Source organism: Pseudomonas sp. GW822-FHT04H02, from assembly GCF_058800645.1.
On record NZ_JBXAMM010000001.1, the window covers coordinates 1,094,086 to 1,113,332 of the forward strand.

The window sequence follows — 19,247 nt, forward strand, 5'->3', positions numbered from 1 at the left end:
CTGTGCACCGGATGCTCGATTTATCTGCACAGTCTTGACGATTATTCCTTGAGTCGCTGTCTCCCACTCTTATTCCGGGGCCGCAACATCCACTCTTAGACTTCGCCGCAATTGCCCTGACATGCCTCCAACCCTCATCGGACGGGGCTGCATTGTCATCCTGCGGAGAGACCTCAGTTGTCGAGATGGAAAGGCCCCTGGCCCTTGCGCGGCCTGATCGCCCTGGTGCTGCTTGCCCCTCTGGAACAGGGCCTGGGCGCGCCGGCCCTGGGCTCGCTTGGCAATGGCTCGCGGCATCAGGACCAGCAACTGGAAGCCTTGCAGGCCCAGGCCTTGAAACCGGTGGACATGCTTGCCGAACAGGCCCCGGTGGCCGGCAGCTCGCTGCGCCTGCCGGCCGAGTCGCCCTGTGTGCTGATCCGCTCGGTGCAGTGGCAGGGCGCCGAGGCCTTTGCCTGGATGACCGCTACCTCGCCGATCATTGGCCAGTGCGTCGGCGGCAACGGCCTGGGCTTGCTGCGCCATTGGCTGGCGGAGCAACTGATACTGCGTGGCTACCTTACGACTCAAGTCGCCATTCCGGCCCAGGACCTGGCCGGCGGACGCCTGCTGATCCAAGTGATCGCCGGGCGGATCGGCACTATTGAACAGCAACCCCAGGGTATCGGTTGGGCCCGGCCGTTGTTTCCCGCCGGCCAGGGCCAACTGTTGAATGTGCGCGACCTGGACCAGGCCCTGGAAAACCTGCGGCGCCTGCCGGGGCAGGCCCTGAGTGCCTTTGACCTGATTCCGGGGACGGCCCTGGGCAGCACCGATATCGTCATCCGGCAACCCGAGGAGGTACGCCGGGTGATGGGCATGCTGACCCTGGACAACGCCGGCATCGACGCCACCGGGCGCAATCAGTTGGGTGCCATCCTGGCGATCGATTCGCCCCTGGCCCTGTATGACCAATTGCTGCTGACCGCCAGTACGGACAGCGCATTCGCCGACCACAGCCTGGGTTCCTGGTCGAGGAGCCTGGCCTGGAACCTGCCTCTGGGCTACACCGCGCTGTCCTTGGGCGCCAGTGAGTGGGGCAGCCGCCAGCAACTGTTCAAAGACGCCGACCAGCGCCTGGGGTTCATCTCCAGGACCCGACGTCTGGATGCCGGCCTCAGCCTGGTGACTTACCGCTCGGCCCACAGCCGGGGCACCTTGCAGGGGCGGTTGGTGCGTCGCGAGGACCGGGCCTGGGTCGGCAACACCGAGTTGGGCCAGCTTTACCGGGACATCACCGGCTATGAACTGAGCATGGCCCACCGGGAAAAATGGAACGCCAGCACCCTGGATTTCGAACTCGGCCTGCGCGGCAGCCTGCCCGGGATGAGCGCAGCGCCGGGGGCGGTCTACGAGGAGCAGTACTGGAACGGTCGTTACCGGATCTTCACCGGCAAGGCGGCAGTGGCCGGTGCCCTTGGCGTGGGCGCCAGCGTGCTGGGCTACCAGAGCGGTTTGTTCGTGCAGTACGCGCCGGTGCCGGTGCCGCCCACCGAGTACCTGCAGATCGGTGGCCGCTACACGGTGCGCGGCTTCGATGGCAACAGCACCCTGGCCAGCCCGGGTGGCTGGACCTGGCGCAACGAGCTGGCCGTGGCGGCAGGCTGGGGCAGCCAGTTCTACACGGCCCTGGATGCCGGCCAGGTAGTGCCCAGCGCCAGCCTGCGGTCAGGGGAGCGCACCCTGATCGGTAGCGCCGTCGGCCTGCGCGGCAGCTTCAGCGCCCTGAGCTACGACATTGCCCTGGGCCTGCCGTTGAAAAAGCCCGACGACCTCAACAGCCGTACTCCCACCCTGGATTTCTCGTTGCGTAGCCGCTTCTAGGCCATAGCGTTTCGCCAAGCGGCCTGTCTTCCAGCCCTGAACCAGGAGGTGCCACCACCGCCGAACCTGTTACCCGCGTGCCCGCCGATTCAAGCGCACGCCTTATGCCAACAACACCACCGAGATCAATATGAAAACCAAGAATAAATCTACCCCGCACCTGCCACAGCCCGCTTTCGGGGCACAGCGCCTGGCGCTGGCCATCCTGCTGGCACTGCCGCTCCTGGAGCAGAGCGCCCTGGCCCAGCCCGGGCTGGTGGTGGACCCGTCCGCGGCGCTGCGACCGGTGCTCTCGACCAGCAACGGCACGCCGCTGGTGAACATCGTCGCTGCCAATGGTGCGGGCCTGTCCCACAACAAGTTCACCGAGTTCAACGTCGGCCAGGCCGGGCTGATCCTCAACAACAGCACCACGGGTGTGCAGACCAGCCTGGGCGGCGCCATAGCCGGCAACAGCCTGCTCAATGGCCAGTCGGCAAGCGTCATTCTCAACGAGGTAACCGGGAAAATGGCCTCCCAGCTCAACGGCGTGATTGAAGTCGCCGGTGCCAATGCGCGGGTGATCGTGGCCAACCCCAACGGCATTTCCACCCAGGGCGCGGGGTTCATCAATGCCAATCGAGTGACCCTGGTGGCCGGCAACGCTGTGCTGGACGGGCAGGGTGGAGTTGCGCGCCTGCATACCGAGAATGGCCAGATCCGTATCGACGGCGCGGGCCTGGATGGTTCCGGGGCCAATGAAGTGGACCTGGTAGCCCGTACCATTCAGTTGAATGCGGCGCTGCAGGCGCAGAAGCTCAACCTGTCCGCACTCAAGGGCGATGTGAGTGCAAGCAACACCTTGTCCCTGGCCAGCTCCGGCAGCGCTGGACAGTCCGCGGTGGGAGTGATCATCAACGGCAAGGAACAGGGCTTTACCGGCAACCAGATCATCATCAATGGCCAGGTGCAATCGGGTTCCGACTTTGCCGACAAACCCTTCAACAGCAGCCAGTTCGGCAAGGGCAACACCCAGGTGGTTTCCGGCCCGCCAGTGCCGGCGGCTGGCGTTTCAGTGCCAGAGGTGGTGGCTGAGACGGTTGCTCCCGAGGTCGCCATCGATGTGGCACGCCTGGGCAGCATGCACGCGGACTCGATCCGCATGCTGGGCCGATCCGCCGGTGTCGGGGTCAATGTGGCGGGGCAGGTCAAGGCCCTGACCGGCAACCTCACTGTCACCGCTGATGGCAAGGTGCAGGTGGCCGCTGGTGGGGCCCTGGAAGCCGGGCAGGCACTGTCGATCACCGGCGGCCTGGACAACCAGGGCCAGGTTTCGGGTGCCCGGGTCTCGGTCAACGGCGATACGCTTCAGGGTCGACAGGGGTCGCTCGTGGCGCACGGCAGCCTGTCGCTGCAAGGCGCCCTGGAAAACCATGGCACCCTGCGCAGCGGGCAGGCGATGACTCTCAACGCCAGCAAGGTATTCAACGACAATCTGATCCACAGCGGCGCTTCGCTGACTGCCTACGGCGCCCTGGAGAATCACGGCACCCTGCGCAGCGAGCAGTCCATGACCCTCAACAACAGCACGCTGTTCAACGACAAGGTGATTCACAGTGGCGCCTCCCTGACGCTCCTGGGCAGCCGCCTGGACAACACTGCCAGCGGCACCATCACCAGTCGCGGCAGGCTCACCAACTGGGTCGGCAGCCAGCGCAATCAAGGGGTACTGGGGGGCGGTCATGCCGAGCCTCCACGCCAGTCCGGCGCAGCGGCGACTCCGGTCTCCAGCGTGGCGCTCAAGCCGGCTCCTGCCGTGCTTTCGGCCTATGGCCATGGCTCCTACGGCTACGCACAGGTCCAGTGGACAGCTCCGAGCTACGTCTGGACCGGGCTCTCGGAAATGGCCTATCAGGCGCCGGGGCGAGGTAACTACCTGCGCTTCTAATGCCTGAAACTGCGGGGGGCGGGGCGCTGGCCGCTGGCCGCTGCGCCCCCACGGCCTGGCATCAGGCGTCCTGGGCCTGGAGGAACAGGGCAAACAGCTCGGACTGGGACTTGATCCCCAGCTTGCTGTACATGTGCTTGCGGTGAACCTTGACCGTCTCGGCGGAAATCCCCAGCTTGCGCGCAATCTCCTTGTTCGAGCAGCCACTGAGCAACCACTGGCCCACATCCAACTCCCGCGCCGAAAGGGGCGAACTCAACTGGGCAGTGGCCTGTTCCAGGCGGCTCTGCCAGTTGGGCGCGCTGGGCGTCGTGGCTTGGGGCTCGGACTCGAAATGCAGGCGCTGGCGCATCAGCGCCGCGATCCAGGGTTGCACCAGGCTCAGCAGGGCAGTCTGCTCAGGGCTGAAACGCGATTGGCTGCCCAGCGACAGGCTGAGGGTACGCTCGCCGTCCAGCAGGATGTTGATGTGCACCTCGTCGGTCAGCACGTTCAGGCAGAAATAGCGCTGGTAGTAATCGGTCTGCTCGAAGCATTCCGGGGCCACGTCCTGCAGGCGAAACAGGCCACTGCGCGGATGTTCCCTGGCGTGGATGTAGAACGGATCCAGCAGGTACAGCCCCTTGAGATAGTCCTGGAACAGGGAGTCGGCTTCGCCGTCCGTTGCCGGGGATTCGGCCAGTAACCGGGGCCGGCCGCCGCTGAAGACCAGCACCACCCAATTGTCCACCGGCACATAGTGCTGCAGCAGGCGCACCAGGGCGCTCCAGAAATTGTCCCGGTCCAGGGTCTCGATAACGCGGCCCACGGCGTCGTGCCAGGCCACGTCCTGCAAGGTCAGGCGCGTTTCACTACCCATTGAGGGGTACCCCATCGAAGTGATTTTTTGCCGCGTCGCGGCGCTCCATACTCGGCCCGTCCCCGGCACCTGCGGTCGCAAGCCCCGGGCGTCGCCAACGAGTGCAAGGATTAGAAATGAACATTGAACTGGTACAACTGGCCGGCCGTGACGGCGACACCGCTTATAACCTGGACCGGGTGCTCGAAGCCATTGCAACCTGCGCAGGCGACACCGATCTGCTGGTGTTCCCCGAAACTTGCCTGACCGGCTTCCTCAGCGCCGTACAGTTGGCCGAGTGCGCTGAAACCCTGGACGGGCCCAGTGTCCAGGCGGTGCTGCAGCAGGTCCGTGAGCGTCAGGTCGCGGTGGTCATCGGCCTGGCCGAGCGGGCCGGGGAGCATTACTACAACAGCTCACTGCTGCTGACCCCCGAGGGCATCGCCTTGCATTACCGCAAGACCCACCTATGGCCCTCGGAGCGCGGTGCGTTCTGCCCCGGCGACCGCTTCACCACGGTGCTGTGGAAGGGGCTGCGGGTCGGCATCCTGATCTGCTACGACATCGAGTTGCCGGAAACGGCCCGGGCCCTGGCACAACTGGGGGCCGAACTGATCATCGTCACCAACGGCAACATGGACCCCTACGGCCCGGTGCACCGCACTGCGATCATGGCTCGAGCCCAGGAAAATCAGCTGTTCGCGGTCATGGTCAACCGGGTGGGCGAGGGCGATGACGGCCTGGTCTTCGCCGGGGGCAGCGCTGCCATCGACCCGTTCGGGCAGGTGCTGTGGGAAGCCGGGCGCGAGGCGTGCCAGCAGCGCGTGAGCCTCGACCTGCACCAGCTCAAGGCCTCGCGCCGCGACTACCACTACCTCAGCGACCGTCGTCTGCCCCTACCCGGTGAACAGGTGGAGCACCCGGACGGGCGCCGCGAGCTGCTGATTCCCTGATTCCTGCCCATTGCTCTGATTCCTGCCACAACAATCCCAAAAACAGCAGGCGCGGCCACCTTCCCCATGGAGCAGGGGCCGACGCTATGGAGCTTGACGATGAAAACCCTTCACTGCGTTCCCCTGGCCCTGGCCTTGAATTTCTGCCTGGCCTTTACCGCCAGCGCCGAACCCAAGGTGCACATCTACAACTGGTACGACTTCATTGCCCCCGAGACCACCAAGGACTTCCAGGCACAGACCTCCGTCGCCGTGACCTACGACGTGTTCGACAACGGTGACGTGATGCAGAGCAAGCTCATGGCCGGCCGCAGCGGCTACGACGTGGTAGTGGCCACCGGCGACCTGCTGCCGAACCTGATCAAGGCAGGGGTGCTCAAGGAACTGGACCGCAGCCAGTTGCCCAACTGGTCCAACCTGGACCCGCAGATCCTGGCCAAGGTGCAGGGCAACGACCCGGGCAATCGCTATGCCGTACCCTACCTGTGGGGCACCACGGGCATTGGCTACGACGCAGACAAGGTCCGGGCGATCCTCGGGCCGGACGCCCCGGTGGATTCCTGGGACCTGATCTTCAAGGAGCAGAACCTCGCCCGGCTCAGCCAGTGCGGTGTGGCCATGCTCGATGCCCCAGGCGAGATCGTCCCCATTGCCCTGCATTACCTGGGGTTGCCCTACAACAGCCAGAACCCCGAGGACTACCGCAAGGCCGAGGCCCTGCTGCTGAAGCTGCGCCCCTATGTGCGCTACTTCGATTCCTCGAAGTTCATCACCGACCTGGCCAATGGCAATATCTGCGTGGTAGTGGGCTGGGCCGGCGGTGTGCTTGACGCCAAGAGCGCATCGGAGGCCGCCGGCAACGGCCGCCAGATCGAGTACCGGATTCCCCGCGAGGGTGCCCCGATCTGGGTGGAGAGCCTGGTGTTGCTCAACGACGCACCCAACCCGCAGCAGGGCTTGCAGTTCATCGACTACATGCTGCGCCCCCAGGTGATCGCCGCGACCACCCGCTACCTGAAGTACCCCAATGGCAACCTGGCGGCCAAGGCGCTGGTGGAGCAGCAGATCCGTGACAACCCCAGCGTCTACCCGAGCGCTGCGGTGCTCGACACTCTGTTCCCCCTGGAACCGCTGCCGTTGAAACTGGAGCGGGTGCGTACCCGGGTCTGGAGCAAGGTCAAGAGCGGTAGCTAGTCCCGAGTGGCAACAGCGGCGGCGCTGGTTGTCCCTGGCGCTCGCCAGCCGCCCCCCAGCGCCTTGTACAGCGCCACCACATTCACATAGGACGCGGTATCCGCCTGGGCCAGGGCATCCTCGGCCTGCAGCCGGCTGGCCTGGGCCTGCAGCGCCAGCAGGTAGGGCGCCGCACCTGCTGTGTAGCGCACCTGGGCCAGGGTGGCGGCCCGGCTACTTTGCCGGGCGGCTTCCAGCAGATCCCCCAGGCGTTGCTGGGACTGGCTGTAGGTGGTCAGGGCGCTCTCGGCTTCCGCCACCGCCAGCAGCACCACCTGCTCGTAACGAGCCTGGGCACCTTGGCTGCGCGCCTCGGCCTGGCGTTGCCGGGCCTTGACACTAGCCAGGTGCAGGGCCGGCCAGCTGATGCCGGGGGTGAAGCTGAAGGCCCGGCTGCTGCCGGCGCCCAGGTCCGCGCCGCGGATGGCCACGAAGCCGAGGAAGCCCCCCAGGTCCACCCGGGGATACAACTCGGCGGTCACCGCACCGATGTCGGCGCTGGAGGCGGCAAAGTCGCGCTCGGCACTGGCGATGTCCGGGCGCTGACGCAGCAGATCGGCGAGGTTGCCGATCGGCAGGCGGGTCGCAAGCGGTACCAGGGCATCCTGACGATCCAGGGCTTTCAGCTCGCCGGGCTGGGCGGCCACCAGCACCGCCAGGCGATAGCGGGCCAGTTGGCTGCGGGTGTACAGGGGCGCCAGGGAGGCCTGCTGGCGTGCCCGCTCGGCCCGTGCACTGGCCAACTCGTCTTCGGCGCCACGCCCGGCTGCGACCATGGCGGCCACCACCTGCTCCATGTGCGTCTGGTTATCCAGGGCTGCCCGGGCCACCTCCAGCTGGCGTTGCGCACCGCGCATCTCGAAGTAATTGCGCGCTACTTCGGCCGCTACCACTATCCGCGCCTGGGCCAGATCGGCCACGGCGGCTTGATCACGGGCGGCCGCAGCTTGGGACAGGCGCTGCAAGCGGCCGAACAGGTCTATCTCCCATTGGGCGTCAAACCCCGCCCGGTAGCTCTTGGCCAGGTTGCGTTCGCCGGCGGGCCCTGGATTGTCCTGGGCCAGGCTGCGGGAATAACCACCGCCGGCGGTCACGGTCGGCAAGCGGTCGAGCTGGCGCTGGTCCAGCTCGGCGCGTGCTTCCAGCAACCGGGCCTGGGCCTGGTGAATGTCCCGGTTGCGACTCAGGGCCTGGTCCATCAACTGGTCCAGTTGCGGGTCCTGGAATTGCCGCCACCAGTCGCGCTGCAATTGCTCGCTGGAGTACAGCGCCGGGTCCGGTTGCTGGGACAGGTGCAGCGGCGTCGCAACCTGTGGCTGATAATCGGGGCCCAGGGTGCAGCCACCCAGCCCCAGTGACAGCAGCAGCCAGTACAGGGGCTGCCGCGGGTTGATTGCAAAGTGACGCATGAGTTGCTCCTTAGACCCGAGGGGCCATGGCGGGGGCTGCGGCATCCAGGGATGCCAGTTCGCGCGCCCGGGGAGTGTTAGCCGCGCTGCGATGGTCCACGGCAATGATCGAGTACATGGTGGGCAGCACCAGCAGGGTGAACAGCGTGCCCACCAGCATGCCCACCACAATCACCAGCCCCAGGTCATGGCGGCTGTGGGCACCAGCACCGCTGGCGAACAGCAGGGGGACCAGCCCGGCGACCATGGCCGCGGTGGTCATCAGGATCGGCCGCAGGCGCATCTTCGCCGACTTCACTATCGCCTCATGGCGGTCCAGGCCTTCCTTGACCTGCAGCTCATTGGCGAACTCCACCATGAGGATCCCATGCTTGCTGATCAGGCCCACCAAGGTGACCAGCCCGATCTGGGTGTAAATGTTGATGGTGGACAGCCCCAGCGCCAGGGGGATCAGGGCGCCGAAGATCGACAGCGGAACACTGATCAGGATGATCAGCGGGTCCCGCAGGCTTTCGTATTGGGCTGCCAATACCAGGTAGATGACGATGATCGCGAACACGAAGGCCATGATCAGCGCCCCCCCTTCCTGCTGATACTGGCGGGCGTCCGAGAGCCAGTCATAGGTGAAGCCCGGCGGCAGGTTGCGTGCCTGCTGTTCGAGGAAGCCCACGGCATCGCCCATGGCCACTCCCGGGGCGGGAATCGCCTGGAAGACCGCCGAGTTGAGCTGGTCGAACTGAGTCAACTGGTTGGGTTCCACCCCGGTGGACAGGGTTACCAGATTGCCCAGCGGAACCTGGCCGCCGCTGGCGCTGGTGACGTAGAAACGCGCCAGGGCCTCGGGAGACAGGCGCTCATTGCGCAGGCTCTGGGGGATTACATCGTAGGAGCGGCCCTGCATGCCGAAGCGGTTGACGTAGTTTTCGCCCACCAGCACCGCCAGGGTGTCGCCGATGTCCTTCATGGTGACCCCGAGGCTGTTGGCCTTGGCCCGGTCGATGCGGATCCTGATCACCGAGTTGTTGTAGTCCAGGTCGCTGTCCACCACCATGAACAGGCCGCTTTTGCGCGCGGCGTCCTTCAGCTCCTGCATGGCCTCGTAGACCAGCCGGTAGTCGCCGGCACTCTTGATTACCATCTGCACCGGCAGGCCGCCGGTGGAGCCGGGCAGCGAGGGCAACTGGAAGGCGAAGACATTGCTGCCCTCGATGTCATTGGCGCGATTCTGCATGTCCACCTGGATCTGGTCGGCGTTGCGCTGGCGTTGCTCCCAGTCGACGAAGTTGACCCCGCCAATACTGTTGGAGACACCGTTGATGCCGTTGATCAGCCACAGGTTGCTCTGCTCGGGCAGGGTCACCATCACCTGGTTCCACTTCTCGCCGAATTTCTCTACATAGTCGATGTTGGCGTTCTGCGGCGACTTGATGGCCGTCAGCACCGTGGACTGGTCTTCCACCGGTGCCAGTTCGCGCCGGGCCTGGTTGTACAGCAACGGCACGCTGACCAGGACCAGCAGGGCAATGACGCAGATCACCCGGCGATGTTCCAGGGACATGCTCAGCACCCGGCCATAGGCCGCCCCCAGGCGTGCGAAGGCGCGTTCGGCCTGGCGCGCCATCCAGCCTTCGTTCATCTGGCTATCGAGCAGGAACGAGCTCATGACCGGGGACAGCGTCAAGGCGATGATCCCGGAGACCACCACGGAACCGGCGAGGGTGAAGGCGAACTCCTTGAACAGCGACCCGGTAAGGCCGCCCATCAGCCCGATGGGGGCATAGACCGCGGCCAGGGTCAGGGTCATGGCGATCACCGGCGCGGCGACCTCCCGGGCGCCGATCAGGGCGGCGAGGGCCGGGGACTTGCCTTCTTCGATATGCCGGTGGACGTTCTCCACCACGATGATCGCGTCATCGACCACCAGGCCGATGGCCAGAACCATGGCCAGCAGGGTCAGCAAGTTGATACTGAAGCCAAATAGCGCCATGAAGGCCGCGGCGCCGAGCATCGACAGCGGGATGGTGATGACCGGGATGAGCACCGCCCGCACCGAACCCAGGCTGAGGAAGATGACCAGCACCACGATCACTATCGCTTCGATCAGGGTACCGGAGACTTCATCGATGGAGGCGCTGATGAAGCGGGCCAGCTCGAAGGGCACCGCTACCTTCACGTCCGGTGGCAGATTGGCGCGGATCCCCGGCAGCAGCTCGTCGAGCTTGTCGACTATCACCAAAGGGTTGGCATTGGGGGCGGCATTCAAACCGAAGTACACCGCATTGACCCCATCCATGAGGGCACTGGTATCCGTCGCGGCCGCGCCCAGTTCCACCGTGGCAACGTCTTCCAGGCGCACCAGGCCGGCAGGGGTGCTCTTGACCACCAACTGGCGAAACTCGGCGACGTTCACCAGGTCGGTATCGACCTGGATGTCGGACACCACATACAGCCCCTTGGCCTGGCCCGGCGCGGCCTGCACGTTGTTGTCGCGCAGGGCCCGGGCCACCTCGCCGGCGGACACACCGTGGGCGGCCAGGCGGCTGGCGTCGAGCCAGATGCGCATGGCCATTTTCTGCCCGCCGTTTAAGTCGATGCTGCCCACACCCTCGATGGACGACAGCTGTGGCTGCACCACCCGGGTCACGTAGTCGGACAGCGCCGCGGTGGACAGGGTCGGGCTGGAAAAGCCGACATAGGCCACGGCCGTGGCTTCCCCGGAGGACTTCACGATCACCGGGTCGTAGGCCTCGGCGGGCAGCCGGTACTTGACCTCGTTGACCTTGGCCATCACCTGGGTCATGGCCTTGTTCGAGTCGGCATTGAGCTTCATGCGCACTGCGATCACGCTGCGGCCTTGGGTCGAGGTGGAGGTCATGTAGTCGACGTCCTCCACCGTGGCCACCGACTGGGCAATGGCCTGGGTGACAAAGCCCTGCATCAATTGCGGCGAGGCGCCGGGATACTGGGTGGTGATGGTCAGGGTCGAGCTTTCGGTCAGCGGGTACTGGCGGATCGGCAGCTTGTCGATGGCCAGCCACCCCATCAGCAGAATCAGGGTGCTGACCACCAGCGCCAGTACCGGGCGCCGGACGAATAAATCAGTGAAGGTCATGATGGGATCCTTGGTGTTTCACTGGGCCCGGGCGGCGGTAGCCGGGGCATCGAGGGCCAGGCTGTCCTGGTTGGCTATCTGCACGGGGGCGCCGTTCTGCAGGCGCAACTGGCCCGAGGTCACTACCCGGTCTCCCGGCTGGACGCCTTCTTGCAGGACGACGCGGCCATCCAGGCGCTCGCCGGTCTTGACGTACGCCTGGCGCACGCTGAGGGCGCTGTCATCAGTGCCTTGCACCACGTAGACAAAGTCGCCGTAGGCGCTGTAGCTGACGGCTGTTTCCGGGACACTCATGCGCGGCGGGCCCGGCGGCAGTGCCACCTGGCCATGGACATACATGCCCGGGGTCAGCAGGTGGTCGGGGTTGGCCACTACGGCCTGCACCAGTACGGTCCGGGTGCCAGGATCGATGCGCGGCTCCAGGGTGCCGACCCGGCCCTTGAACGAGCGCTGGGGATAGGCGTCCACCGCCACGGCCATGTCCTGCCCTGTGGCCAGTGCGCCCAGGGAGCGCTCGGGCAGGGTGATGTTGGCGTACAGGGTGCGTGCGTCGGTCAGGGACACCACAGGTTCACCGGCTTGCAGGTATTGGCCGAGGTTGACCTTGCGCACGCCGAGTACGCCGTCGAACGGCGCCTTTATGCGCTTTTGCTCGATCAGGGCCTTGACCCGGCGGATGTCCCCCAGCACCTGCTGATAGGCCCAGTGAGCCTGGTCCAACTGCTCCTGGGTGGCGGCCTGTTGCGGCAGCAGCGTGCGGGTACGCTGCAATTGTGCCTGGGCATTGCTGGCCTGGGCCTGGAGCCGCGCCAGTTCGCCCAGTTGCGGCTCGGCGTTCAATTGCACCAGCACCTGGCCGGCGCGCACCCGGTCTCCGGGGGCGAAGGCGATGGCGCTGATCAGGCCGCTGGTCTCGGCGCTGACCATGACTTGCCGGGTGGCTTCCAGCTCGCCGATACCGCTCAGTACGTTGGGCACATTGCCGAGCATTACCTGGGCAACGGCCACTTTGGTGGCCGGGCGCGAGCTATTGCCGGCGTCCGAACCTGAGGGAGCGGGGGCATACAGCACCTTGCAGGCGACCGCGAGCATTGCCAGCGCTACGGCAGCGCCAGCGGAGAATTTGAGTTTTCTATTCATGATCCTGACTACTGATAAGTGAATGACAGGGGGCGACGGACGATGGGCTCGTGCGTCGGTGTTAAAGCCTTGCTGGGGAAAAACTGATTCGGTACGCCATCAGCAACAGACCGGTCCCCAGAAGCAGAAACAGCATCAGGGCACCGTGCACGGCCGGGGCCATGCCCGTTGCGTCCACCAGCAGCCCCAGGGGTACGGGGACGGCGTTGAACAGGTAGACCGTCATGTAGAAGTAGGCGATGAGCTTGCCGTGGCCCTTGCCCTTGGCCAGCTGATTGATCAGCCGCGCGCTGCCGACGAATATCGCGCCATAGGCATAGCCGCCGATGACCAGGGCCGGCACCGCCAGCAGCAGCGACGCCTGGAAAAAGGCCAGTAGCAACACCGCGAAGGCCAGGCATTGGCTCAGCAGGCCGCTCAGAAGGGCACGCCGGGCGTCCAGGCGCTGGCAGAACAACTGGCTGGCCCCGGCGATCAGCAGGTAAGCCGAAATGCTGTAGCCGAATAACCCGCGATCACCCAGGCCCAGTAGCTGCTCGGCGGCCCCGGGGCCGATGACGAACACGCAGGCGGCAAACGACCAACTGAAGAACACCGACCAGGCGCAAAGATGGAAGGGCATGCCAATGCCCTTGAGGCTTTGCAGCAATCCCGGGGCCTTGGCCTGCATAGCATCCGGTGTGGCGTTGGCGACCTGTACCGATGTGGGCCAGCCGCCCAGTACGCCGCAGGTGGCGACGAGGGTCAGGCCCATGATCAGCCAGAAGGGCAGTGCCATGGGGTAGAGGTCCAGTTGCAGGGCGGCACCGCTGAGCAACGGGCCCAGGGCCAGGCCCATGACCATCGCCAGGGTGGCCAGCAGCGCCGCCAGCTTGCCGTGGTCGGCGGGGCCGAAGCGCACCAGGGCGACGTTGACTCCGGCGGTCATGGCTCCCGAGCCGATACCGGCAATCAGGCGCCCGGCACCCAGTTGCCAGGGCGCCTCGCCCCGGGAAAACAACCAGGCACCGCAGAACACCAGGGCTGCCGCGGGCACCAGCAACTTGCGAAGATCTTGCAGGCGGCCGGCAAGCCCGCCCAGGGTCAGCAGCGACAGCAGTACGCCGACGCCATAGACGCCGAAGATCAGCGTCAACTGCACCGAGCTCAATTGCAGTTGCTGCTTGTAGAAGGGGTAGAGCGGCGTCGGCACGCTGCTGTTGATCAGGGACACCATCAATGACAGCGCCAGAAACAGCAGGAGCAGCCGCGATGGAGCTTTATTGCAGGCGTGCGGATTCGCGGACATGACTTATCCAGGCCAATGACTGTGGGGGCATGGCAGTTGAGGTTGTTGGAAGGGGCGAAGAGAGCACCGGCGCCCTACAGCGCAGTGACAGGCACGTTGTCGCGCAGGCAGTCACTCAAGGGGGTTGCAGGGGCTCTCGGGCTTTGTGAATCGAGTGGCGCCGGCAGTACCGGCGTCGCTCAAATCCTGAAGCAAATGATAGCGATTGAGCCGATCACTACCATGCTTGAAACCCCAGAGTTCATCTTGCTGCGTCCAATGGGGGGGGGGGACGGCGCAGGGGCCAGGCAGGAGGGCCGACGTGCAGCGCGGTGAGCCGCCCGCTCAGCCCGGCGGCAGCAAGCGCAGCGGATCCACCGGCACGCCGTTGGCGCGGATCTCGAAGTAAAGCTGGGCGCGGTCGGTGTCCTGGGAACCGGCTTCGGCGATCTTCTGGCCCTTGATCACCATCTGCCCTTCCTTGACCAGCAGCCGGCTGTTGTAGGCGTAGGTGCTGGTGTAGGAGGGGCCGTGCTGGAGAATCATCAGGTTGCCGTAACCGCGCATGTAGCCGGCGAACGCCACCTTGCCGCCCAGGGTGGCGTGGATCGGCTGGCCCTGGGTGGTGGCGATGCGGATGCCCTGGTTGAGCTTGCCGGTGGGGGAGAAGCGCCCGATCAGCACTCCGCGCAACGGCCAGCTCCAGCCCTTGAGGGTGACCTTGGGCATGGGGGCAGGGGCCGGGGGCGCTGTTCGGCCCTTGCTGGCGGTGGTTCGCGACTTGCTGCTGACCACCCGGGTGGTCCTGGCCGCGCCGCCTACCCGCAGCACCTGGCCGACCTCCACGGTATAAGGCGCCTTGAGGCCGTTGAGCCGCGCCACCTCCTTCCAGTTGGTGCCGTTGCGGCTGGCAATGGAATACAGCGTGTCGCCGCGCTTGACCCGGTACTCGCCGGCCTTGAGGGGGCCGGAGTTGGAAGGGCTGGAGCTGCAGGCTGACAGGGTCAGGAGCAATGCGATGAAAAGCAATCTTGCGAACACGCGACATCCACTATGTCTTGACGGGGCCAAGGGGCCCGAAACTTCGGCGTTAGCCAGGCCGATAAAGCCGGCAACTATACCTGTTTGCCGATGAAGAGGCGCGTTATAGACCGCTGCCACAGCGGTTAAATTCAATCCGGATGTCACAGGACGCTGATCTTTCCTGCGCCATGAACGCCCACGGCAATCTTTGTGAACCCTCGTCGCCTGCACCGCACTAACGCAGTACAGACCGGGAGGAATCTTATGCAAGTGCAATACCTGTTGATCGTACTGGCCGTGATCGTGCTGCTGGCCGAGATCTGGGCCATCAGAAGCCTGCTGCGCAGCGGTGCGCGGGCAGAAAACAAGGGGCTGTGGATCGTGGTGATCATCTTCGTGCCGCTGCTGGGGCTGTTGCTCTGGCTGATGGTCGGCCCCAAGGCCCTGAACCGGGACGCGCCGGCCGAGCGCGGCAGAAGCTGAAAACGGGGGGCAAACCCGCTGAAGGGTTGATCACGACATGCCAAGAATTCTTACATCCCATGTGGACGAAGCCGAGCTCACCGAGCACAACGCCAAGATGTTCGGCTCGCCCAAGGAACGGCTGGACTTCTATCGCCGGGAGATCCAATACGAAACCAGCATCCTGGCCAACCGCACCGATGCCTACCTGACGGCCCAGGCATTCCTGGTAATCGCCTTCGCTTCGTGCATGGCCAACCTCAATCCGGAATGGGGCAAGCTGTTTACCCTGTCCGTGCCGCCTTTCCTGGCGTTGCTGGGGATCCTCAGCTCTCTCAATGCCTGGCCTGGCATCAGGGCCGCCTACGAGATCATCGATCACTGGCATTTCAAGCAGAGTCACCTGCTGCACAGCGAACCGGTGATGGGCCTGGCCTATGACGAATCGCCGCTGTTCTGCGAAAGCGAGTCGAGCCACAAGGGCTATCGCAAGTCGTTGCTGTTTTCCATGCGTTCGCCCTGGTTGTTCGCGGCGTTCTGGCTGCTGCTGGGGATTTGGGCGGTGTATATCCAGGTGACCAATCCGGGCTCCTGAGGGCGCAGGCTCGCTGCCTGCGCTGCGGGACGCAACGCTACCGGCCTATGGGCGCCAGCTGGCCGGTGTGCCGCGCACGCGAACGCGGCACCTGGGTGCCACGCTCGCCGGTCACTCAGTGCGGAGCGCGGGGAATGGTCTTGAGCAGGTCTTCGGGGCTGATATGGCCGACCACGGCCTCGGCGGCGCTGCCCGGTAGCGGCAGGTCGAGGATATGACCCTTGATCTTGCCCACCACATGCATTTCGCAAGGCTTGCAGTCGAATTTCAGGGTCAGCACTTCATCGCCGTGTACCAGTTGCATCGGTGCCACCTTGGTGCGCACGCCAGTCACGCCCTTGGCCTGCTTGGGGCACAGGTTGAAGGAGAAGCGCAGGCAGTGCTTGGTGATCATCACCGGCACGTCGCCGTGCTCTTCATGGGCCTCGAAGGCCGCGTCGATCAGTTGCACCCCGTGACGGTGGTAGAAATCCCGGGCCTTCTGGTTGTAGACGTTGGCCAGGAATGACAGGTGCGATTCCGGGTAGACCGGCGGCGGGCTGCTTTCGGCCTTGCGCGAGCCCCGTGGGTGGGCAGCGATGCGTGCGGCGTCCAGGGCTTCGATGACTTCCCGGCGCAGGGCCTTGAGCTGGGAGTTGGGGATGAAGTAAGCCTGGGGCGCGTCCAGCTTGATGCTGGTGGCGTGGTAATGGGTGGTGCCCAGCTGGCCCAGCAGATCCTGCAGTTGCCCCAGGGCCTGTTCCGGCTTGTTGGCCACACCGAACGGGCCATCCAGGGCGACGCTGGCGCTGATGCCTTCCTCGCTGGTGGCGGTCAGTTCCAGCCGTGCTTCGCTCAGGCGTGCCAGCCAGGACAGGCCGATGCGCCGCTCGGCGGAAGTGCGGGTCAAGGCTTGCTGCCAGTTGTGGTCGAGGTTGCGGCTCAGCGGGTGGTTGGGCCGCAGACGGCTCAGGGCTTCGGGCATCTCGTTGGGTTCGACCCGATAGCGGTAGCGTTTCTCGCCATCTTCTTCGAACTCGCCACGGGCCTCGGCGATGTTGGCGCGGAAACCCACCACCTCACGCTTGACCAGCAGGTTCAGGCCATCGCCATTGGACAACGGCTCGAAGGTCACCACCTGCAGGTCGCGCTTGCCGACCTTTTCCACGGTGCCTACCGGCAGCCCGGTGAAAGTCGGCGAGTCGAAGGCGCCGATGTCGATCTTGCGCTCGCTGACAAAGTAGTCGGTGCTGCCGCGGTGGAACGTCTTGTCCGGGTCGGGCACGAAGAAATGCGCGGTACGGCCGCTGGAGGCGCGGGCCAGGTCGGGGCGATCTTCCAGAACCGCGTCCAGGCGCTGGCGGTAGTAGGCCGTGATGTTCTTCACATAGGCCATGTCCTTGTAGCGCCCCTCGATCTTGAACGAGCGCACGCCGGCTTCCACCAGGGCGCGGATGTTGGCGCTCTGGTTGTTGTCCTTCATCGACAGCAGGTGCTTTTCATAGGCGATCACGCCGCCGTGCTCGTCCTTGAGGGTGTAGGGCAGGCGGCAGGCCTGGGAGCAGTCGCCACGGTTGGCGCTGCGGCCGGTCTGGGCGTGGGAAATGTTGCATTGGCCGGAGAAGGCCACGCACAAAGCGCCGTGAATGAAGAACTCGATGGCGGCATCGGTTTCGGCGGCGATGGCACTGATTTCCTTGAGGTTCAGCTCGCGGGCCAGGACCAGCTGGGAGAAACCGGCCTGGTCGAGGAACTTCGCCCGCTCCAGGGTGCGGATGTCGGTCTGGGTGCTGGCGTGCAGCTCGATGGGCGGAATATCCAGCTCCATCACCCCCAGGTCCTGGACGATCAGCGCATCGACCCCCGCGTCATACAGCTGGTGGATCAGCTTGCGCGCCGGTTCCAGCTCGTTGTCGTGGAGGATGGTGTTGAGGGTGGTGAACACCCGGGCGTGATAGCGGCGGGCGAACTCCACCAACTGGGCGATCTCGCCCACCTCGTTGCTGGCGTTGTGGCGGGCGCCGAAGCTCGGGCCGCCGATGTACACCGCATCGGCGCCATGCAGGATGGCTTCGCGGGCGATGCTCACATCGCGGGCAGGGCTGAGCAGTTCCAGGTGATGTTTGGGCAAGGACATGTTTTTTTAGTCAGGCTTATCAGGGTCAAGGCGCGCATTGTAGCGGCGAAACGCTTGCCCGGCACCCGTGTGCTGCCAGGTGGCGGCCACGCCTTGCGCGTAGCCGCCGATTGAAGCGCTGCCTCAGGCCTTTGCGGCCATTGCCGTGACTTCCACGCGCATGCCTTCCACCGCCAGGGCGGCCACGCCAACCGCGGCACGTACCGGCCAGGGCTTGGCGAAGAAACGCTGGTAGACCGCATTGAATGCCGCACGATCGGCCATGTCGGTGAGGTAGATGGTCAGGTGCATGACCCGGTCCATGGAACTGCCGGCGCGCTCCAGGGCGACTTTCAGCGCCTGCAGCGTGCATTCGCTCTGCAGGGTGATGTCCCCCAGTTCCAGGCTGCCGTCGGCGCGGGTAGGGATCTGGGTGGAGACCAGGATGCCGTTGAAACCGACCACGTCGGAGGAGATGGAATCGGCGTCCGGGTCGGGGGTGAAGCTCAGGTCTTGGTTGGCCATGGGGGTCTCTTGATTTGTGTAAGGGCGCAGCGGTCGCACTCGCTACGGTTGGTCGGAAAGATCTGTCAGGCGACAGTTCAATTTAAGACTCATGCCTTTGCGCTATGTCCATGCAGGCTTCATGAGTGAACAGGTCTGTGCAATGAATCATTGAGTACTCATCGAGTTGATGCACAAAGAGGCGAGCATTGTCCGTTGGACTTCTCGAGGCCGGGAACATTTCGCTTGTCGAGCTGACGATGAAGCTCAGGTCTGTTCGCTCAATGATTTCGTCCTTCAAACCTGAATAGCGATAACGCACCGACTCCAGATATACAACACCGTCGCTATGAGTAAGTTTAATCGAGTGGAAGTCCGGCTTCAGGTAGTCCGGGTACTTCTTCTTTAAGTCAGGGAGTATTTCCACACCACAATTTGTCCCGATCCGAGGCACGAGATATCCGACGGATTCCTCCATTAATCCACGTATCGCTTGCCTGACTGGAATTTCAAAAAACTCGCGATTCGGTTGATAGCGAAAAGAGTCAAAACGCGCGTGCATCCGTTTTTCAACAGTTTTGCAGTCAGTCACAAGCTCGTCGTAAACGGTAATGAAATCAGTCGGCAACCCCGTACTTCGTAGATCTTTGGCCCGGTCATCAGACGTTCTCTCGGTTAATCCGATTTTGACTAATCCAGGCATGGCCGGGTTGATCATGATGTAAACAAATCCACTACTCATAAAGACGAGGCTCCAAATTGAAGTAGAAATGGCAGGGGACCGATAACGCCTGGAGCGACTCGGTAATGGCTGTATTCGCCGATG

Annotated in this window: 15 protein-coding genes; 6 read left to right on the plus strand and 9 right to left on the minus strand. The window is 64.5% G+C overall.

The genetic code is table 11. The features are described from left to right. Positions 1-177 precede the first annotated feature (177 nt). Together AC1RMG_RS05040 and AC1RMG_RS05045 are read left to right on the plus strand one after the other, a co-directional pair. Positions 178-1,863, plus strand: coding sequence for a ShlB/FhaC/HecB family hemolysin secretion/activation protein (locus tag AC1RMG_RS05040; RefSeq protein WP_493168566.1), 1,686 nt, complete (start codon positions 178-180; stop codon positions 1,861-1,863). A gap of 130 nt (positions 1,864-1,993) precedes the next feature. After that, a complete protein-coding gene (locus AC1RMG_RS05045; protein WP_368994489.1) occupies positions 1,994-3,790 on the plus strand; it encodes a two-partner secretion domain-containing protein in 1,797 nt (598 codons plus the stop codon). A gap of 61 nt (positions 3,791-3,851) precedes the next feature. Here the strand turns inward: AC1RMG_RS05045 and AC1RMG_RS05050 are convergent, their stop codons facing one another. Further along, on the minus strand, positions 3,852-4,649 hold the full coding sequence (locus AC1RMG_RS05050) for a LuxR C-terminal-related transcriptional regulator (RefSeq protein WP_065364034.1): 798 nt from the start codon (positions 4,647-4,649) through the stop codon (positions 3,852-3,854). A gap of 116 nt (positions 4,650-4,765) precedes the next feature. Between AC1RMG_RS05050 and AC1RMG_RS05055 the strand changes: the two genes are divergently transcribed. Beyond that, positions 4,766-5,581, plus strand: coding sequence for a carbon-nitrogen hydrolase family protein (locus tag AC1RMG_RS05055; RefSeq protein ID WP_065364035.1), 816 nt, complete (start codon positions 4,766-4,768; stop codon positions 5,579-5,581). 99 nt (positions 5,582-5,680) lie between these two features. Next, complete coding sequence (locus tag AC1RMG_RS05060; protein ID WP_065364036.1) at positions 5,681-6,775, plus strand: polyamine ABC transporter substrate-binding protein; 1,095 nt, start codon at positions 5,681-5,683, stop codon at positions 6,773-6,775. Here AC1RMG_RS05060 and AC1RMG_RS05065 read toward each other — a convergent pair. The 5 genes from AC1RMG_RS05065 to AC1RMG_RS05085 form a co-directional block, all read right to left on the minus strand. After that, on the minus strand, positions 6,772-8,223 hold the full coding sequence (locus AC1RMG_RS05065) for an efflux transporter outer membrane subunit (protein ID WP_493168569.1): 1,452 nt from the start codon (positions 8,221-8,223) through the stop codon (positions 6,772-6,774). The two genes, AC1RMG_RS05060 and AC1RMG_RS05065, sit on opposite strands and share 4 nt — an antisense overlap. A gap of 10 nt (positions 8,224-8,233) precedes the next feature. After that, the gene (locus tag AC1RMG_RS05070; RefSeq protein ID WP_072450366.1) at positions 8,234-11,335 is read right to left on the minus strand and encodes a MexW/MexI family multidrug efflux RND transporter permease subunit; all 3,102 of its coding nucleotides are present in this window, start codon (positions 11,333-11,335) and stop codon (positions 8,234-8,236) included. Positions 11,336-11,353: 18 nt separating this feature from the next. Then, positions 11,354-12,475, minus strand: a complete 1,122-nt coding sequence (locus tag AC1RMG_RS05075) for an efflux RND transporter periplasmic adaptor subunit (RefSeq protein ID WP_493168571.1) — start codon at positions 12,473-12,475, stop codon at positions 11,354-11,356. Between the two features lie 61 nt (positions 12,476-12,536). Next, complete coding sequence (locus AC1RMG_RS05080; protein WP_493168573.1) at positions 12,537-13,763, minus strand: MFS transporter; 1,227 nt, start codon at positions 13,761-13,763, stop codon at positions 12,537-12,539. A 324-nt stretch (positions 13,764-14,087) separates the two neighbouring features. Then, the gene (locus AC1RMG_RS05085) at positions 14,088-14,783 is read right to left on the minus strand and encodes a peptidoglycan DD-metalloendopeptidase family protein (protein WP_026020258.1); all 696 of its coding nucleotides are present in this window, start codon (positions 14,781-14,783) and stop codon (positions 14,088-14,090) included. Between the two features lie 246 nt (positions 14,784-15,029). Here AC1RMG_RS05085 and AC1RMG_RS05090 point away from each other — a divergent pair, with 246 nt between their 5' ends. Further along, complete coding sequence (locus AC1RMG_RS05090) at positions 15,030-15,248, plus strand: PLDc N-terminal domain-containing protein (RefSeq protein WP_015635581.1); 219 nt, start codon at positions 15,030-15,032, stop codon at positions 15,246-15,248. Positions 15,249-15,285: 37 nt separating this feature from the next. Further along, a complete protein-coding gene (locus tag AC1RMG_RS05095; protein ID WP_011061248.1) occupies positions 15,286-15,822 on the plus strand; it encodes a hypothetical protein in 537 nt (178 codons plus the stop codon). A 115-nt stretch (positions 15,823-15,937) separates the two neighbouring features. Here the strand turns inward: AC1RMG_RS05095 and AC1RMG_RS05100 are convergent, their stop codons facing one another. The 3 genes from AC1RMG_RS05100 to AC1RMG_RS05110 all read right to left on the minus strand — a co-directional run bounded on the left by AC1RMG_RS05100 (position 15,938) and on the right by AC1RMG_RS05110 (position 19,163). Next, a complete protein-coding gene (locus AC1RMG_RS05100; RefSeq protein WP_011061249.1) occupies positions 15,938-17,938 on the minus strand; it encodes a peptidase U32 family protein in 2,001 nt (666 codons plus the stop codon). 123 nt (positions 17,939-18,061) lie between these two features. Then, entirely contained in the window at positions 18,062-18,442 is a 381-nt protein-coding gene (locus AC1RMG_RS05105) for a RidA family protein (RefSeq protein WP_015635583.1), read from the minus strand. Between the two features lie 82 nt (positions 18,443-18,524). Beyond that, positions 18,525-19,163: a GIY-YIG nuclease family protein gene (locus AC1RMG_RS05110; protein WP_493168575.1), complete on the minus strand. Its 639-nt coding sequence runs from the start codon at positions 19,161-19,163 to the stop codon at positions 18,525-18,527. Positions 19,164-19,247 lie beyond the last annotated feature (84 nt).

Coding starts and splice junctions, on each gene's coding strand:
- AC1RMG_RS05095 (WP_011061248.1), top strand. CDS start 15,286: ATGCCAAGAATTCTTACATCCCATGTGGACGAAGCCGAGCTCACCGAG.
- AC1RMG_RS05060 (WP_065364036.1), top strand. CDS start 5,681: ATGAAAACCCTTCACTGCGTTCCCCTGGCCCTGGCCTTGAATTTCTGC.
- AC1RMG_RS05050 (WP_065364034.1), bottom strand. CDS start 4,649: ATGGGTAGTGAAACGCGCCTGACCTTGCAGGACGTGGCCTGGCACGAC.
- AC1RMG_RS05070 (WP_072450366.1), bottom strand. CDS start 11,335: ATGACCTTCACTGATTTATTCGTCCGGCGCCCGGTACTGGCGCTGGTG.
- AC1RMG_RS05065 (WP_493168569.1), bottom strand. CDS start 8,223: ATGCGTCACTTTGCAATCAACCCGCGGCAGCCCCTGTACTGGCTGCTG.
- AC1RMG_RS05100 (WP_011061249.1), bottom strand. CDS start 17,938: ATGTCCTTGCCCAAACATCACCTGGAACTGCTCAGCCCTGCCCGCGAT.
- AC1RMG_RS05110 (WP_493168575.1), bottom strand. CDS start 19,163: ATGAGTAGTGGATTTGTTTACATCATGATCAACCCGGCCATGCCTGGA.
- AC1RMG_RS05075 (WP_493168571.1), bottom strand. CDS start 12,475: ATGAATAGAAAACTCAAATTCTCCGCTGGCGCTGCCGTAGCGCTGGCA.
- AC1RMG_RS05080 (WP_493168573.1), bottom strand. CDS start 13,763: ATGTCCGCGAATCCGCACGCCTGCAATAAAGCTCCATCGCGGCTGCTC.
- AC1RMG_RS05055 (WP_065364035.1), top strand. CDS start 4,766: ATGAACATTGAACTGGTACAACTGGCCGGCCGTGACGGCGACACCGCT.
- AC1RMG_RS05105 (WP_015635583.1), bottom strand. CDS start 18,442: ATGGCCAACCAAGACCTGAGCTTCACCCCCGACCCGGACGCCGATTCC.
- AC1RMG_RS05090 (WP_015635581.1), top strand. CDS start 15,030: ATGCAAGTGCAATACCTGTTGATCGTACTGGCCGTGATCGTGCTGCTG.
- AC1RMG_RS05045 (WP_368994489.1), top strand. CDS start 1,994: ATGAAAACCAAGAATAAATCTACCCCGCACCTGCCACAGCCCGCTTTC.